10 protein-coding genes and 3 pseudogenes are annotated in these 16980 nt (G+C 63.5%); 8 read left to right on the top strand and 5 right to left on the bottom strand.

All coding sequences use genetic code 11. The annotated features are described in order from the left end of the window. The first annotated feature begins 3 nt into the window (after positions 1-3). The 4 genes from E2E30_RS12880 to E2E30_RS12865 are packed head-to-tail and all read left to right on the top strand — an operon-like array spanning position 4 to position 3891. The gene (locus E2E30_RS12880; RefSeq protein ID WP_133190411.1) at positions 4-864 is read left to right on the top strand and encodes a COX aromatic rich motif-containing protein; all 861 of its coding nucleotides are present in this window, start codon (positions 4-6) and stop codon (positions 862-864) included. Continuing rightward, positions 861-2945, top strand: a complete 2085-nt coding sequence (locus E2E30_RS12875) for a cbb3-type cytochrome c oxidase subunit I (RefSeq protein ID WP_133190409.1) — start codon at positions 861-863, stop codon at positions 2943-2945. The genes E2E30_RS12880 and E2E30_RS12875 overlap by 4 nt, the downstream gene beginning before the upstream one ends. Next, the gene (locus E2E30_RS12870; protein WP_133190407.1) at positions 2942-3568 is read left to right on the top strand and encodes a cytochrome c oxidase subunit 3; all 627 of its coding nucleotides are present in this window, start codon (positions 2942-2944) and stop codon (positions 3566-3568) included. The genes E2E30_RS12875 and E2E30_RS12870 overlap by 4 nt, the downstream gene beginning before the upstream one ends. After that, on the top strand, positions 3565-3891 hold the full coding sequence (locus E2E30_RS12865; protein WP_133190405.1) for a cytochrome o ubiquinol oxidase subunit IV: 327 nt from the start codon (positions 3565-3567) through the stop codon (positions 3889-3891). The genes E2E30_RS12870 and E2E30_RS12865 overlap by 4 nt, the downstream gene beginning before the upstream one ends. Positions 3892-4351: 460 nt before the next feature. On the opposite strand, the pseudogene E2E30_RS12860 reads toward E2E30_RS12865, so the two are convergent. Continuing rightward, positions 4352-4585, bottom strand: a pseudogene (locus tag E2E30_RS12860) (chloride channel protein); the annotation flags it as partial. 360 nt (positions 4586-4945) lie between these two features. Between E2E30_RS12860 and E2E30_RS21250 the strand changes: the two are divergent. Then, positions 4946-5308: a PilZ domain-containing protein gene (locus E2E30_RS21250; RefSeq protein ID WP_133190401.1), complete on the top strand. Its 363-nt coding sequence runs from the start codon at positions 4946-4948 to the stop codon at positions 5306-5308. A 155-nt stretch (positions 5309-5463) separates the two neighbouring features. Here E2E30_RS21250 and E2E30_RS12845 read toward each other — a convergent pair. Beyond that, positions 5464-6487: pseudogene (locus E2E30_RS12845) on the bottom strand (IS3 family transposase); the annotation flags it as partial. Between E2E30_RS12845 and E2E30_RS12840 the strand changes: the two are divergent. Further along, positions 6482-6886 (top strand): annotated as a pseudogene (locus E2E30_RS12840) (transposase); the annotation flags it as partial. The pseudogenes E2E30_RS12845 and E2E30_RS12840 sit on opposite strands and share 6 nt — an antisense overlap. Positions 6887-7335: 449 nt before the next feature. Here the strand turns inward: E2E30_RS12840 and E2E30_RS12835 are convergent. After that, positions 7336-8373, bottom strand: coding sequence for a LacI family DNA-binding transcriptional regulator (locus E2E30_RS12835; protein ID WP_133190399.1), 1038 nt, complete (start codon positions 8371-8373; stop codon positions 7336-7338). A gap of 180 nt (positions 8374-8553) precedes the next feature. Here E2E30_RS12835 and E2E30_RS12830 point away from each other — a divergent pair, with 180 nt between their 5' ends. Continuing rightward, positions 8554-10782, top strand: coding sequence for a glycoside hydrolase family 3 N-terminal domain-containing protein (locus E2E30_RS12830; RefSeq protein ID WP_133192083.1), 2229 nt, complete (start codon positions 8554-8556; stop codon positions 10780-10782). On the opposite strand, the gene E2E30_RS12825 is transcribed toward E2E30_RS12830, so the two are convergent. Further along, the gene (locus E2E30_RS12825; protein ID WP_272482952.1) at positions 10766-11977 is read right to left on the bottom strand and encodes an MFS transporter; all 1212 of its coding nucleotides are present in this window, start codon (positions 11975-11977) and stop codon (positions 10766-10768) included. The two genes, E2E30_RS12830 and E2E30_RS12825, sit on opposite strands and share 17 nt — an antisense overlap. A 216-nt stretch (positions 11978-12193) precedes the next feature. On the opposite strand from E2E30_RS12825, the gene E2E30_RS12820 reads away from it, so the two are divergent. Beyond that, positions 12194-13639: a glucoamylase family protein gene (locus E2E30_RS12820; RefSeq protein ID WP_133190395.1), complete on the top strand. Its 1446-nt coding sequence runs from the start codon at positions 12194-12196 to the stop codon at positions 13637-13639. A gap of 36 nt (positions 13640-13675) precedes the next feature. Here E2E30_RS12820 and E2E30_RS12815 read toward each other — a convergent pair whose 3' ends face one another. Continuing rightward, positions 13676-16756, bottom strand: coding sequence for a TonB-dependent receptor (locus E2E30_RS12815; RefSeq protein ID WP_133190393.1), 3081 nt, complete (start codon positions 16754-16756; stop codon positions 13676-13678). Positions 16757-16980 lie beyond the last annotated feature (224 nt).

Below are 16980 nucleotides of genomic sequence, written 5' to 3'. Positions count from 1 at the left end.
AGGATGGATCGCGTGAAGGCGATACCCTGGCGACGCGCAACCGCTTGCCTCGCGCCCGTGCTGCTATCGGGTTGCGACGTGCTCAGGCTCGGCGTGGTCGGCCATGCCGGGCCCATCGCGGCGAGCCAGTGGCATTTGTATCTTATCGTCGGCGCGGTGCTTGTGTTCGTCGCCGGCCCTGTGTTGCTGCTGACGCCGATCATGGCGTGGCATTACCGGCTGTCGAACAAGAACAGCGCGTTCAAGCCGAAATGGGACTTCTCCTGGTGGATCGAGGCGCTGATCTGGCTCCCGCCGGTGGGTATCGTGATCGGGCTGGCGATCGTCTTGTGGACGTACACGCACGCGCTCGATCCCTATCGCGCGATCCCATCGGCACAGCCTCCGCTCGAGATACAGGCGGTCGCGCTCGACTGGAAATGGCTGTTCATCTACCCCGACGCGCGGATCGCGACCGTCAACGAACTCGATATTCCGGTCGGCAGACCCGTCCATATCACCCTGACGAGCGGGACCGTGATGCAGTCGCTGATGGTGCCGCAGCTCGCCGGCCAGATCTATGCGATGGCCGGCATGACGACGCAGCTGAACTTCGCGGCAAGCCGACCGGGCATTTTTCGCGGTGAGAACACGCAGTTCAACGGCGCCGGTTTCCAGAATCAAAAGTTTGCCGTCGTTGCGCGTCCGACCGCCGATTATCGGCAATGGATGGACCGCGTTCGCGCAAACGGTCAGCCGCTCGACGCCGCGCATTATGCCCGGCTCGCCAAGCGATCCGTGATCGCCCGGCCGCTATTTTACGCCTCCACGCCGTCCGACCTGTTCTCGCGTATTGTCTCGCAAATCCCGGAAAAGACACGATGACCGACGGCATCTGGCCAACTTTGCTCGGCCGCTTCACCTGGAACGCGCTGGCGTTCGTCCGCGCGTGGCAAAACCCGACCGTCAACGAGATCATCGGGGCAGGGGCGGCAATGATGGTCGTGCTCGGTGCGGCAAGCGTGATAACGTTCATCACCGTGACCGGAAAATGGGGCTATCTGTGGCATGAGTGGCTGACCAGCCTCGACCACAAGAGAATCGGCGTCATGTATGTCGTGCTCGCCTTCGTCATGCTCGCGCGCGCGCTGGCGGAGGCGGTGCTAATGCGGATGCAGCAGGCGGCGGCGGTCAACGCGCCCGGCTTTGTCGAACCCGATCACTTCGCGCAGCTGTTCAGCACGCATGGCAGCATCATGATATTCTTCATGGCGATGCCGTTCCTGACCGGCATTATCAACTACGTCACGCCGCTCCAGATCGGCGCGCGCGACGTGGCGTTTCCGCTGCTCAATTCGATCAGCCTATGGCTCACCGGCGGGGCGGCGGGGCTGATGATGGTCTCGTTGGTGATCGGGCGCTTCTCGACGGGCGGCTGGACCGGGTACCCGCCCTATACCGAACTTGCCTTCAGCCCCGATGTCGGTCCGGATTACTGGATCTGGGCAGTGACGCTGGGATCGATCGCCTCGACGCTGTCGGGGCTCAATTTCGCGGTGACGATCTACAAGCTGCGCTGCCCCGGCATGACGCTGATGCGGATGCCGTTGTTCTGCTGGACGACGCTGTGCACGTCGATTCTGATGATTTTCGCGATGCCGCCCCTGACCGTGGCGACCGCGCTGCTCGCGCTCGATCGCTATCTGGGGTTTCACTTCTTCACGAACGACCTCGGCGGCAACATGATGAACTATGCCAACCTGTTCTGGCTGTTCGGTCATCCCGAGGTTTATATCCTGATCCTGCCCGCCTTCGGCGTCTATTCCGAGGTGGTGTCGACCTTTTCGTCGAAGGAATTGTACGGCTACACCTCACTGGTGCTGGCGACGATGGCGATCGCGGTGCTGTCGTTCACCGTCTGGGTCCATCACTTCTTCACCATGGGGCAGAGCGCAAATTTGAACGCGGTGTTCGGGATCGCGACAATGACGATCGGCGTGCCGACCGGCGTCAAGATCTACGACTGGATCTGGACGATGTTCCGCGGCGAGGTGCGCTTCACCGTACCGATGCTCTACTCGATCGCGTTCATGATGACCTTCGTGCTCGGCGGGTTCACCGGTATCCTGCTCGCGTTTCCGCCGCTCGATTACCTCGTCCACAACACGCTGTTCCTCGTCGCGCACTTCCACAACATGCTCATTCCGGGCCTGCTGTATGGCATGCTGGCGGCTACGCATTACTGGTTTCCCAAGGCGTTTGGGTTCCGCCTGAACGAGAAATGGGGACGGATCGCGTTCGGCTGTTGGGTCGTCGGTTTCTATCTCGCCTTCATGCCGCTGTACGTGCTCGGCGCGGGCGGCGCGGCGCGGCGGAGCCAAGCGTTCTTCGAACCGGCGTTTCGTCCCTGGCTCTACGTCGCCGGTTTTGGTGCGCTGATCCTGCTGGCGGCGCTGACCTCGTTGTTCGTGCAGCTGTGGGTCAGCATCCGCGAGCGGGACGACAACCGCGTATTCGCTGGCGATCCTTGGGACGGGCGCGGGCTCGAATGGTCGACGTCCGCACCGCCGCCAGAGTATAATTACGCGGTGATCCCGGTGGTCAATAGCCGCGACCCATTCTACGACGGCAAGCGTGACGGCGATGGCTACGCAGTCCCAGCCGCGTATGAGGATATCGGCGTCCCGCGCAACAGCGTGGTCGGCCCCGCCACGGGTATCCTCGGGGCGGCGCTCGCGTTCGGTCTGGTGTGGCACATCTGGTGGCTGGCGCTGCTGTGCCTCGCTGGGATCATCGCCACCGTGATCGCCCGCAGCTTCATCCGCGACGTCGAGCGCATCGTTCCTGCCGCCGATGTCGCGCGGATCGAGGACCGCTGGCACCACGCGATCGCAGCGGCACGACCGATCTCCCGACATCATGAGACGACTCCGGCCAATCACGGCCTCGCCGAGGTGACGGCATGAGCGCCGGCGACATGCGGCACGCCGGCATCAATCTCGGCGCCACCGACCAGGAAACGCACGACAAAGCGGAACCCGACATATTCGGCTTCTGGATATTCCTGATGAGCGACGCGGTCATCTTCGCGCTGCTGTTCGCGGTCTATGGCACGATGCTCGGCGCGACCGTCGGCGGGCCGACCGCTGCCAGCGCGTACAAGATCGGCCCGACCTTCGCCGAGACGGTCATCCTGCTGACGAGCAGCTTCACCTTCGGCATGGGCTCGATCGCGATGAAGCACGGCGCGTCGACCCGAGTGCTGCTGGGCTGGCTTGCCGCCACGCTGCTCCTCGGCCTCGCTTTCCTTGGCCTCGAACTCCACGATTTCGCGACGATGATCCGCGATGGCGCGGTGCCGATGCGCAGCGGGTTTCTATCGTCGTTCTTCGCCCTCGTCCCGCTGCACGGCCTGCACGTGCTGGCCGGCTGCCTGTGGCTGATCGTGATGATGGTGCAGGTACGGATCTTCGGGCGCGATGCGCGGGTGAAGATCAACCTGCTGCGGCTCGGGCTGTTCTGGCACTTCCTCGATATCGTCTGGATCGCGCTTTTCTCGGTCGTCTATCTGCAGGGGCTGATCCGATGACCGCGCCGCAAGCCGATCCCCGCCGGGAGAAACGTCGCGAAATCCAGACCTTTGTGATTGGCTATGCGCTGGCGCTCGCGCTGACAGGCGGGGCATTTGCCGCGGTGCACTGGCCGCGCTTCCCGGCGCGCACGACGCTGGCTCTCGTATCCAGCCTCGCGCTGGTCCAGATGATCGTCCACCTCCGGTGTTTCCTGCACGTCAGCCTCAGACGATCGTCGCGCGACGACCTGTTGCTGATCTTGTTTTCGACGCTGATCATCATTCTGATGGTCGCGGGGACCATCGTGATCATCGCCAACTTGCACGGTCGCATGATGTAGAACGAGGCGGTGCCGCTTGCACTTGAGCGTTCGGTGAAGGCGGTGCACGGACGAAAATTTTTGGAACGGTTTGATCCACGGCAACGGCGGCACCGAGTGATGACGGTCGAACGAACCTTCCGGCGCCCGGATCGCCTTGTCCACGACTTTGCGCGACAGTCAAAGAACCCGCGCGATCGCCTTGATCGGCTTGCCACCTGTGTACTCATGCCGGACGCAGAGCATAGTTCCCCCACCCACATCCCGATGTCGCCGCCTGGAGAATACCCACGCCAAGGATTGCGCAGTTGATTGCCATGCGCGCTGATCACCTTGCGCTCCGCGTAACGCTGGCCGGCGGTGCCCAGCGAGATTTGTCAGAACGCGCGTCAAGCGAAAGCAGCCAACACTGTTTTGCGAACGTAAGTGGCGGGTCACGGGATGCTTTATTCTTCGACAGAGGCGTGGGTTTTCCCGGCCGTCAAAAGCGCTTTGCCAGACCGTGATAAAGACGCTCTTGTGAGACCAGCGCGCTGACCCCGGCAGGAATCAGCGCCGCTGCGAACAGCGGAACGATCATCCCAAGGCTGGCGGTGGCTTCGCTGATGATGAAGACGGCCGTGAGCGGCGCGCGTACCACTCGGGTTAAGTAGGCCACCATGCCGAGCAACACGACGGCGCCTGCTGGGCGACCCGGGAAGATCGGCGTGAGCAGATATCGGCGGCGTATCATCGAGCAGCATGTCATCTGTTTCCGGCTAACCAGTTACGGCATCGTTATTATCCGCATCCTGCATCAGCGCATGGAAACGGCCCGCCGTTTGTAAGTGAGAGTAAAAGCAGGCTGAAGTTTTCATTAACAGAATAATGGCAAGAGATTTTTAATAGATTTACTCTTAGAATGATATTTTTTAAAGGGAATTGAAGTGATGGAGCGTGAAGATAAAAAAATTCATCAAAACCGTCGCGTCTCTGACCGACGAATGGTCACCAATCCTGGGTATGCGGGGCCAGAGCGTCGTTCCAGTGAGCGTCGAGATACTTCTAAACTGCAAGATCCGAAATAACTCGTCTTATGATCTTCAAGTACCCTGGCAGCACCGGCCGTCGCAACGATCTTGTGTTAGAGCCTTCTTGGATAGAACACCGGCATGAGCGTCGAATAGCAATTTCAATTGGACTCAGCGTTCGCGAGCGACACGGAAGGGCGCGACCGGTGGAGTTGCTAGATCTTTCTCGACGGGGTTGCTGCGTCGGCGATAGTTCGCTCAAGGCGGGCCAAAAGATTTGGGTGACGCTTCATGGCTTGGTAGCGATCGAAGGAATAGTCAGCTGGTGCCATAAGGGAAAAGCCGGAATTCGCTTTGGCATCCCCCTGCACCAAGCCGTGTTGGATCATCTCGTTAGCACACATGAATCCCGATCGGGTCACTTGTGAATGATTTTGACGGGGGTGACCTGCCCCCTTCTGAGTGGTCCATCGACTATGAGAGTCTGGATCAAGATGACCTGCTCCCCATTTTCAGGCCACTGATAACTTAGCTTTGGTGTTCGTATGAGCTGCTACCCATCCCTGGACCACCCGGCTGGGCGTCATCCAGTTCCTGCCGGCCAGGGCGGGCCATTTGCCGCTAACCGGTTCACCAGCGATATCGGCGGCTTATTGCCGATCGCGCTATGTGGTCGCACCTCGTTATAGTCTCTACGCCAAGTCTCGCATTTTCCGACCGCGTCGTCGAGGCTCATGAACCAGTGCTGGTCAGGCACTCCGCCCGGAACTTGCCGTTGAAGCTCTCGATGAACGCATTGTCCGTCGGCGTGCCAGGCCGCGAGAAGTCCAGTACGACACCCCGCATGTACGCCTTCAGGTCGAGGTCTCGGGAGATGAACTCGCTGCCCTGATCCACCCGGATCGAGGCTGGATAGCCGTCCTCACCGCAGACCCGGTCAAGCACGGCGATCACGTCAGTCGCCCGGAAGCTGAACCGTGGCACTACTGCTGGCGAGAACCGGCTGAACGTGTCGATCACCGTCAAGATGCGCAGCTTCGATCCCGTGGCGAGTTGGTCATGGACGGAGTCCATGGCCCATACTTCATTCGAACACGACGCCGCGCAGCGTCCTTCTCTCAGCTTCGCTTTCACCATGCGCTTCGGTGGCTTTTGTCGCAGCTGCAGCCCCAACTCCTTGTAAAGCCGATAAACACGCTTCGCATTCACGTCCCAACCCTCCCGCCGGAGCAGCACATGGATCCGGCGATAGCCGTAACGCACGCGCGTTTCAGCGATCTCCTGCATCCGCTTCTTCAGGTCGGCCTGATCCGCGCGGCGTCCACGATAGTGGTAGCTCGATCGCTCCGCCCGAAGCACGCTGCACGCCCGTCGGATACTGACGGACCATATGCCCCGGATGTCGTCGACGAGCTGACGCCGCCGATCAGGCATCAGAGCTTTCGCGAGACGACATCCTGCAACATCGCCTTGTCGAGACGCAGGTCCGCCACCAACCGCTTGAGCTTCGCATTCTCATCCTCGAGCTGGCGTAATCGCCGCATCTCCGATGGCATCAAACCGGCGTATTTCTTGCGCCAGGCATAGAATGTCGCATCGCTGATCCCGTGGCAAAGCGGCTGATGACGATACCCGGTGTTGGCCCGGTGATCGCGACCGCGCTGGTAGTGCTGGCGCCGGCGGCCAGCACCTTTCGACGCGGGCGCGACTTCGCGGCCTGGCTGGGGCTCGTCCCACGACAGCACTCCAGCGGCGGCAAGGAGCGGCTGGGGCGTACGACGAAAATGGGCGAGCGCAGCCTGCGACGGCTGCTGATCTTAGGCGCGAGTTCAACAACCAAGGTCGCGGCGCGCGATCCAGACAAGGCCGGGGCATGGTTGGCCGGCATGCTAGCGCGCAAGCCTCGCATGCTGGTCACCGTCGCACTGGCGAATAAGATGGCGAGGACCGTTTGGGCGCTGATGGCGCATGGCGGGTCTTACAGAGCTCCGGCCGCGGCGGTGTGACCGCCAAGGCTTGAGGCGTCAGGGACGCAAGGAAGGTCAGTAGAGAGGTATGGCGCAACGGTCAGAAGACGGGGTTAGGAAAACCAGTGCAATGTCCAAGCGCCTCGAGCGCGCAGAACCGGTCTGGACCCAATCCGCGATCTCCATACAGGCCAGCAGTGATGATGGCTGCATCAGTAGGCCGGACACACGGAAGCACCTAAACCTGCGCGATCAAATCTCTCGAATACCCCCTTGTATCCGACGGGGCGCCCACACACGGACATACATTATAACGACCACGCGGATCACTCGGGTGACGAGTTGAAGCGGCGGAACGGGCTGGGGGGCAGGGCCCTCGATTTGCGGCTCATTGGGCCACGGTCGCGAACGACTCGTTGGTCTGACAGAGCCATTCGGACGCCCAAATGGGGTTTTCGGCGACGAGATTCGGTCCATGGGACCTTGGTCTATTGGCCGTCAGGAGATGCCGTGCTGCGTCGGTCCGGCGGCGTGTCGGCAGTACCGCTGATCGTGCTCGCGCGCTGCCTGATCTGCGGCGCGACCCAGCGAATCTCGGTGTCGTTTCCGCCGACGAGAATCGCCGCGGCGCGCGCCACCGCCTCAGCGCCAATCTCCGCAATCCCCACCCGCATCGTGGTGAGGGCCGGAGTGACGAAGCGGGCGAGCGGGATATCGTCGAACCCCGCGACGGCGATGTCGTCGGGCACGCTAAGCCCGGCGCGCTGAAAAACGACGAGCGCGCCGATCGCCATCATGTCATTCGCCGCGAACAGCGCATCGGGCCCCTCGGCTTCTCTGAGTAGCTCCTGCGCGGCAGCAGTCCCCGATTCCTCATCAAAATCGCCCGTCAGGACGCGCGGGCTGAGGCCGTGGCGTGTCATCGCGGCCCGATAGCCTGCGATGCGCTCCTCGGCATCGCGGTTGCCGCGCGGGCCAGAGAGGTGGACGATGCGCCGCCGCCCGGACGCGACCAGATGCTCGACCATCGCATCGGCAGCGGCGACATTGTCGATGCGGAACTGCGGATGGTCCGCCGCGATGTCGGGACAGCTGATCAGGACCGTCGGTAAACTCGCCGGAATATGGGAGAGCAGGCGCTCGGGGTCGATATCGGGCGCCATGATGATCAGGGCGTCGACGCGCCCGCGCATGAAGCGCAAAGTCTCGGTCCCGCGCTGATCGCCGTGCATGTTCGATAGCAGCAGCTGCAACCCGCGCGCGGAAGCCTCGGCATCGATGCCGCGCAGCGCTTCCGAATAGAATTCGCCGTGAAGGTCGGGCAACATCACCCCGATCGCGTTGGTGCGCGCCAAGCTTAGGCTGCGCGCGCCGGTGTGCGGCACGTAGCCGAGCGCGGCCGCGACCGACTGGACGTGCTCGCGCAGCGCGGCGCGCACATTTCCGTGGCCGTTCAACGCGCGCGAAACCGTGGCGATCGAAACGTTCGCCGCCTGAGCGACATCACGGATTGTGGCATGCGCCATAAAGCAAAGGTTTTCCGGCTGTTGTTTTCAGCCCTGCTTGCACCACGAAAGCGGTACCTCGGCAAGGCTCTTGCTGTAACCGGTTACATTTGCGATAGCCTCGCCAAAACCGGGGAGGATAGTGTGAACACGATACAGGTCTCGCGACGGAGCCTGATGCTCGGCAGCGCAGCGGCGCTGATGTGGCGCACCAGTCCGGCGCGCTCCATGCTCGCGGCGCACAGCGAAGGGGCGCTGCCGCCGGCGGTCGAAGCGCTGGTCGGGCAGATGACGCTCGAGGAAAAGGCCGGACAACTGACGCTGATGGCGGCGGCGTGGGCCGGCGGCGCTGCGAGCAAGCTCAATCCGATCGCCCCGACCGGCGGCTACGAGGGGCAGCTTGCCGATTCCAAGGCGGGCCGACTGACCGGCGTGTTCAACGGCAATGGCGCGAAGATGGCGTTTGCGATGCAGCAGGCGGCGATGAGCAGTCGGCTCAAGATCCCGCTGATCTTTGCAGCCGACGTGATCCACGGCTTCCGCACGGTTTTTCCGGTGCCGCTCGGCGAAGCGTCTAGCTTCGATCCGGCGTTGGCCGAGCGCACCGCACGCGTCGCGGCGGTCGAGGCATCGGCCGCCGGGATCGACTGGACGTTCGCGCCGATGGTCGACATAGCGCGCGACGCGCGCTGGGGGCGCGGGGTCGAGGGTGCAGGCGAGGACGTGCTGCTCGGCTGCGATATGGCGCGCGCGCGGGTGAGCGGCTTCCAGGGCAGCGCGCTGACCGAGAACGACGCAGTGATGGCCTGCGCCAAGCATTTCGCGGCCTATGGCGCGGGCGAGGGGGGACTCGATTACAATTCGGTCGATATTTCCGAGCGAAGCCTGCGCGACGTCTATTTTCCGCCGTTCGCGGCAGCGCTCGATGCCGGCGCGCTGTCGGTGATGGCGGCATTCAACGAAGTGGCGGGCATTCCCGCGACCGCCAACCATTGGTTGATGACCGAGGTGCTGCGCAATCAATGGGGCTTCGGGGGGCTGACCATCTCCGATTATACCGGCGATATGGAATTGATCGCGCATGGCTTTGCCGCAGACGAGCGCGACGCGACCCGGCTCGCCTTTCTGGCGGGTGTCGACATCAGCATGCAAAGCGCGCTCTACCTTAAATATCTCCCCGATCTGGTGGGCTCGGGCGCAGTGCCAATGGCGCGGCTCGATCAGGCGGTTCGCCGCGTGTTGCGCGTGAAGGTGGCGCTCGGCCTGTTCGCCGATCCGTTCCGCCGGATCGATGCAAGGCGCGAGGCGACGCTGATTGGCACGCCCGCCAATCGAGCGGTGGCGCGCGACGCGGCGCGGCGGTCGATCGTCCTGATTAAGAACGATGACGCGCTACTGCCGCTGCCGCAGAACCGCAAGATCGCACTGATCGGCCCGTTCGCAGCGGGACAGCATGATCTGATCGGGCCGTGGAACGTCTATGGATCCGATGCCGATGCGATCGATCTCGCGACGGGCGTGCGGGCGCAAGCCGGTCCGCGGGCTGAGATTAGCGTGACGCCGGGCTCGGGCGTCGATGTGCCGCTCGACGGCGGAATCGCCGCGGCGGTCGCGGCGGCACAGGCGGCGGATGTCGTAGTGCTCGCGATCGGCGAGAGCCAGGACATGTCGGGCGAGGCGCAGGCGCGTACCGAGATCGTGGTGCCCGCAGCGCAGCGCGCGCTCGCCGAAGCCTTGGCCGCGACGGGCAAGCCGATCGTGGTTTTGCTCAAGAACGGCCGGGCGCTGGCGCTCGACGGGGCGGTGCTCGCGGCACCCGCGATCCTGGTGACGTGGTTCCTCGGATCGGAAGGCGGGCCGGCGATCGCCGATCTCCTGTTCGGGCGCTTCAGCCCGTCAGGGCGGCTGCCGGTTAGCTTCCCGCGCGCGACGGGGCAGGCGCCCTATTACTATGCGCACAAGGCGACCGGCCGGCCAAACCCCGGTGGTCCGCTCCAGCCGTTCAAGGCGCATTATCGCGGCATTCCCAATACGGCCTTATTCCCGTTTGGACATGGCCTGACCTATGGGCAGATCAACTATGTAGGGTTGGAGATGAGCAACGGCGGCACGCTGGCGGCGGATGGCTCGCTGACGGTTTCGGCGATGGTCAGCAACAGCGGCAAAGTCGCGGTGGACGAAGTCGTCCAGCTCTACGTCCATGACGTCACTGCCAGCATCACCCGCCCGGTTCGCCAGCTCAAAGCCTATCGGCGTGTGGCGCTCGCGCCTGGTGCAACGCAGAAGGTCAGTTTCACGCTTCGCCGCGCCGATTTGACCTTCATCGGCACCGAGATGAATCCAACAGTCGAGCCCGGCGCTTTCCAGGTTTGGATCGCGCCTTCGGCGGAGGTGGCCGGCGTGTCGGGTCGCTTTACGTTGGCGGCGTAGCGGCCGCGCGCTCCGCCAGCTTCGCCAGGATTTGACGATGCATGTCGCGACGGAGCGGGTTGGCGGCCATCGCTAGCACCGAGAGCAGACGGTCGAGGATTGGCGCCGCGACCATGATCCAGCGGATGTCGGTAATTACGACGGCCGACTGCGTCACTTGCGGCGCATCGCCGGTCGCGGAATAGGCAAATCCGATAATCGCGGTCGCCGCGCCGATCGAGACCTTCTGAAGCAAGGGCGCGACCCCGAACGACAAGGCTCCGACCCGCACGCCGCCGTGGAGTTCGCCATATTCGACGGTGTCGGGCAGCATCGCCCAGAACACGAAACGGAAGGCGGCAAGCGCTGCCTGCACCGTTACCAGGAACAGGTCGGCACGACACGCCGCACCCGTGTCGGTCAGCGCGAATACGATGCTGCCCGCAACCGCCAGCGCAGTTGCTCCGAACCACAGCGAACGGCTGCCGGTTTGGTGACGCGACAGCATCCAGAGTGGCACGAACACGCTGCCGGTGATTCCCATCAGCGCGAGCGCGGTGGTGCCGGCGATTTGATTGCGTACGACATAGGTGAAGTAGTATGGCGTCGAGAGCGACAGCGTCGTCGAGGCGATCGCGACGAGACCTAGCCCTATGGGCGTCGATGTCGCAACAGCGCGCCCGTCGGCCCCCTGCGGCGAGCGGCGCGCACCGTGGATCAGGAGCGGCGTCGCAATCACCGCGAAGCCGGAAGCCGCTGTGAGGAAGCTCGGCGTGCTGGTCGCATCGCAAGAAACCGCGAGCAAAATGCGCTCGGTTGACACCGAGACGACGACCTCGGCGAAAGTGCCAAAGAGCATGCGCAAGCCTGCGATCGCGGCACGGTCGCGGCTGTCCCTACTGATCCACACGCTCCACGCGGCATAGGAGATGTTGACCAGCGCATAGAGCGAGCGAAACGCGATCTGCGCAACGAGCAGGCCGAGAACGAACGCTATGCCGTGGAAGGGCGGCGCGAAGTAGGGGAGCGGGAAGGCGAGCCAGAGCGGAATCGCGCCATAGCCGACCACGCGCGCATAAGCTGGCCGACCGCGCTCTGCCCAGATACCGGTCAGCAGGTCGGCGATCCCGTCCCGCACCGAACCGATCATATAGATCACGCCTGAGACCTCCGGCGCGAGGTGGAGCACATCGGTGTAGTAGAAAAAGAGGAACAGGCTCGAGCTCTGCTAATAGGGATTACACGCGAAATCGCCCGAGGCAAAACGCAGCCGCGTATTCCAGGAAAGCTGCGGTGCGCTGGTCTCCAAATCGGTCATCCGACGCCCGGTAGCACGCCTCCCCCAACCGAGCGGCAATTCCCTTGACCGTCTTTTGTAACCGGTTACACGCGGTGCACCCGATGCAGCAATCTGCACGGATCGGAGAGCCCTGTGATTGATCGCCGTTCGTTCAGCGCCACCTCGCTTCTTGCCGCCGCTGTAGTCACGTCGGGGGGGCGCGCCTCGGCGCTGGCGCGCACGCGGCCGGGAGGGGGGGCGCATCGGGTCAAGCTTCCGGCCCTGTTTGACGATATCGAGGAGCGTACCTTCCGCTGGTTCTGGGAGACGGGCAATCCGGCAAACGGGCTGGTGCCCGACGCCTGGCCCAATCCCGAATTCTGCAGCGTCGCCGCGGTCGGCTTCGCGCTGACCGCCTATCCGATCGGGGTCGAGCGTGGTTGGATCGCCCGCGCCGCCGCGCGCGAGCGCACGCTTGCGACGCTGCGCTTCTTCGATCAGGCGCCGCAGGGCGATGGAACGTCCGGCGTCGTGGGTTTCCGCGGCTTCTTCTACCACTTCCTCCACATGGATAGCGGGCTGCGCTTCCGCGATGTTGAACTGTCGTCGGTCGACAGCACGATACTGTTCCTCGGCATGCTGTTCGCCGCCGAATATTATGATCAGGACCATCCCGACGAACGCGAGATCGGCCGGCTTGCCCGAGCGATCTATGCGCGGGCGGATTGGGAGTGGTTCCGGCGCGGGCAGGCGGTGCTGTCGATGGGCTGGCACCCCGGCGTCGGCTTCATCGCGCGCAACTGGGACGGCTATAACGAGGGCATGATGGTCAATCTGCTCGCGCTGGGATCGCCCACGCACGCGGTTGGCCCCGATGCCTGGGCGGCGTGGTGTGGGCCCTACGCGAAGTGCTGGCGCGGCAGCGGCGCGACGCGGCGGCTCGCCTTTGCGCCGATGTTCGGCCACCAATACAGCCAGATGTGGATCGACTTTCGCGGCATCCGCGACGCCGCGATGCGCGCAGCGGGGATGGATTATTTCGAGAACAGCCGACGCGCGACCTGGGCGCAACGGAATTATGCGATCCGCAACCCGATGGGTTGGGCGGGCTATTCGCGCGACATCTGGGGGCTGACCGCGTCCGCCGGCCCGGCCGACGTGCAATATGACGTCAACGGGCACATCACCTATTACCGCTCCTATTCGGCGCGGGGGCCGGTCGGCGAGCCCGACGGTTTCGACGACGGCACGATCGCGCCGACCGCGGCGATCGGCTCGCTCGCCTTTGCGCCCGAGATTGTGGTGCCGGCGACGCTGGCGCTGCACAAGCAGCAGGGCGATCGGCTCTACGGCCGCTACGGCTTTTACGACGCGTTCAACCCGAGCTTTTGCACCCCTGAAAAGCCGATCCAACGCGGGGCGGTCGATCCGGTGCGGGGATGGGTGTCGGAGAACTATCTCGGGATCGACCAAGGACCGATCCTCGGCGCGATCGCGAATGCGCGCGACGGCATGATCTGGCGGCTGATGCGCCGCTCGGCGCCGATCCGGCTCGGGCTGCAGCGCGCGGGCTTCACCGGCGGCTGGCTCGCAGCGTAGCAAGCAGCGCCCCGAGTTTCCCCAGGGCGCTCGCCCTTAGAACGTGTACTTAGCGCCGATCTTGAAGTTGCGCCCCTGGCTCGCGACCGAGCCAGTGTCAGGATTGCGTGTCGGGCCAGCGCCGTTGAGCGTCTGCAAACCGCCGCCGAACGTCGAATAGTTGCGGTTGACGAAGTCGAACGCGTTGAGCGCCTGGAAATAGACGGTCAGCGCATGCCCGTGCGCATAGGGCATCTTGAACGTCTTCGCGATGTTGAAGTCGATGTTCTTGTAGCCGATTCCACCCGGCTGATAGATGCCGAAATTGGTCGTGTAGCAGCCGCCGCCGCCGGGCGCGGTGGTCGGGATGCCGCAAAGCGCACCGCCATAGGACGGGCCCGACGAGATCGTTGCAAAGCCCGTCGCGCGGATGTTGAGCGGCAGCTTGACGGTGCCGGTCGCGACGAAGCGCCAGCGCTCGAGCCCGCTCGAATCGCCATACCCCTGCGCGCCGATCGTTGGCGCGTCGAAGTTGAAAGGATCGCCGATCGAGGCGCCGTTGCGCGTATCGTTCGAGCGCGAGCTCGAGATCGTCAGCGTCGTGCTGAAGCCCCAGCCCGACGCCTCGGTATAAGGCTTGTCGGCCTGGAGATAGACCGCGGCATAATGCGCCTTGCCGTCGCTGTTGCCGATGAAGACCGCGCCATAGCCGGGCAGCGGCGCGGTGTTGATCGCGGCGGTGCCGTAGAAGATCCCCGCGGCATAGGGCACGCCGTTATAAGAATAGACCGGGTTGCCGCCCGGGCTGTACGATCCGTCCGGATTGCGGTTGCCGATCACTTCCTGATAGATGTTGTGCGACTTGATATAGGCGAAAGTGATCGAGGTGTTGACCACGCCCAGGCGCTTCTTCACCGCGAAATTGACCTGATCCGAATAGGGCATCCGCGTCCGGTTGTTGAGCACATGGACCTCGCCGCCCTGCATCGCGGCGAGCGTGCGCAACTGGTCGACGTTGGTCGGGATCGTCGCTACGCAGCGCGCCGTTCCTAGCGTGCAATTCGGCGGCGTGTTGATCGTGACGACCGATTCATACTGATTCTTGATGGTCTCGATCGCCGAATCGATGAACAGTGAGCGGTTATAATAGCGTCCGCCGCCGAGAACGAACACGAGATCGCGATCGCCTTTCACATCATAGGAAATCCCGAAGCGCGGCTGGAACGCGCCGAGGAACGGCTTCCGATTGTTGCCGGTAGAGATGTAATCGTCGGGGTTGATCCCCGCCGCCTTCCAGCCGGGATAGGCGCGCAGGGCGGTAGCGATCGCGGCCGGCGTGACATAGTTGTTGTTAACCGCGTTGGACTCATAGTCCCAACGCAGGCCGCCGCTGATCAACCAATGGTCGTTCGGCCGCCAATCGTCCTGGACGAAGCCGCCAATCTCGGTGTTGTTCGCGGTGACCGGCTTGACCGCCGCGGTGTTGATCGTCGCGGCATAGGGCGCGCCGGTGTTTGCATTGCCGAGGCCGACGAAGGTGTTGGCATCGTAGAAATAGGTGCCGGCGCTATTATTATCTTCGAGCCGCTGCAACTTGGTGAAGTTGACCTTCACGCCGGCCTTGATGGTGTGCGCCCCGCCGAAGAAGGTGACGTTGTCCTTAAACAGCGTCTGATATTGGTTGTCGTCCTGCGTAAAGTTGGTGCCGCCGAGGATCAACACCCTGGTATCGCCGATATTGGGCGCCCGCGCCGCAGCGCCCGTCGTCGCGCCGTTGTTAAAGGTCACGACGCTCGACGGGCCCGTGACGTTGGGGATCGCGCCGTTGGCGGCGGCGTCGCGCGCGAAAATGAATTCGTTGAGCCAGCCTTCGCCACGATGGTTCCACGTCAGCTGATACCGGTGCTCGTCGTTGCGATTGTTGGTCGAAGCGTCGATCGTCGTCGCTCCGCCATTGATCTGGAGGTTCGATTCCTTGCGGATGAACGCACTGACGTTGATCGTATCGCGCGCGGTCGCGTAGAACGTCAGCTTCCCGAAATAGAGCTTTTCGTCGAAGGTCGCGGGGAAGCTCCCGTTATACTGCGACCGGGCGCTTTGGGCATAGGTCTGCGCGGCCGCTGGCAGGGCCGACAGGAACGTACCGTTATAGACGTTGATGTCGTTCGCGCCGAAGGTCTTACTCGTGCCTTCGAAATCGACGAAGAAGGTCAGCTTGTCCTTGATGATCGGGCCGCCGAGATTGGCGCCGTAATATTTGGTGTCGAAATCGGGTTTCGCTGCGTACGGTGCGGTAGCGTTGTTGCGCTTGCCCGGGCGATCGTCATAGTTCCGGCTGATGAACGCCTTGGGCTGCCATTCGCCGAAGATCTCGCCGTGGAACGTGTTGCCGCCGGTCTTGGTGATCGACGAGATCACCGCCGAGCCGGCCTGCTCGAACTCGGCCTTGAAGTTCTGTGTCTGGACGTCGAACTGATCGACCGCCGACGCCGGGAATGGGTTGCCCGACGACAGATTTTGCCCAACCGTCCCGCCGTGGTTCACCAAATTCTTGATGCTGATGCCGTCGATGAAGGTGTTGGTATTGTCCGAATTGATCCCGCCCGCCTGGACCTGGCGCGCCTTGCCGCCGAGAGTCGGGGGCGAAACGGTGACGCCGGGCGCGAGCGCTGCGAAGTTGAGGAAGTTGCGGTCGCCATTAGGCAAATTCTCGAGCTGGAAGCGCGAGATGTTGGCGCCGACAGTCGCGGTGCGCACGTCGCGCGCGCGCGATCCGGTAACGACTATATCGTTGCCACCGCCGGCAGCGGCCGGTGCGGGTGCGGCGAGATCGGCGGTGATCGCCTGGCCGAGCGGCACGACGACTTCGGCCAAGCGACTGCCCGAGGCCACGCGATACGTGCTCGGCGGCAGGCCGACCAGAATATAGTCGCCCTTGGCGTCGGCCTTGACCGTTTCGACATGGCCGGTGCCGAGATCGGTAAGCGTGACGGTCGCGCCCGCGGTCGCACCGTCGATATGCCCGCGCACGGTCGATGTCGTCTGCGCCATCGCGGGCGCGCTGAGCAGAAGCGTCCCGGTGACGAGGGCGGTAGTCGCAAGCGCCACCTTCAGGCTCGCCTTGATCAGCGTGTTCATGTCGTCTCCCCTAATTCGAGGCGGATGCCAGCCTCGTTATGTTCTCGTTCGTCAGCGGATCGGCCACGTGCGCGGGGGCCGTCGGCAGCAGCGCGGGACGGAATGTCGCGCGACCCTGCGGGCCGAAACCCGTGCGATACACCCGTCTTTTCCTGCCCCAGCGAGGTGCTGGACGGAACCCCGAACCGGCCTCTGACGGGCCGGGTAACCGGTTCCAAGACTTG

This window comes from Sphingomonas sp. AAP5 (genome assembly GCF_004354345.1).
GTDB lineage: Bacteria > Pseudomonadota > Alphaproteobacteria > Sphingomonadales > Sphingomonadaceae > Sphingomonas > Sphingomonas glacialis.
Note: the sequence above shows the minus strand (reverse complement) of the source record. Positions and strands in the feature narration are given on the sequence as shown.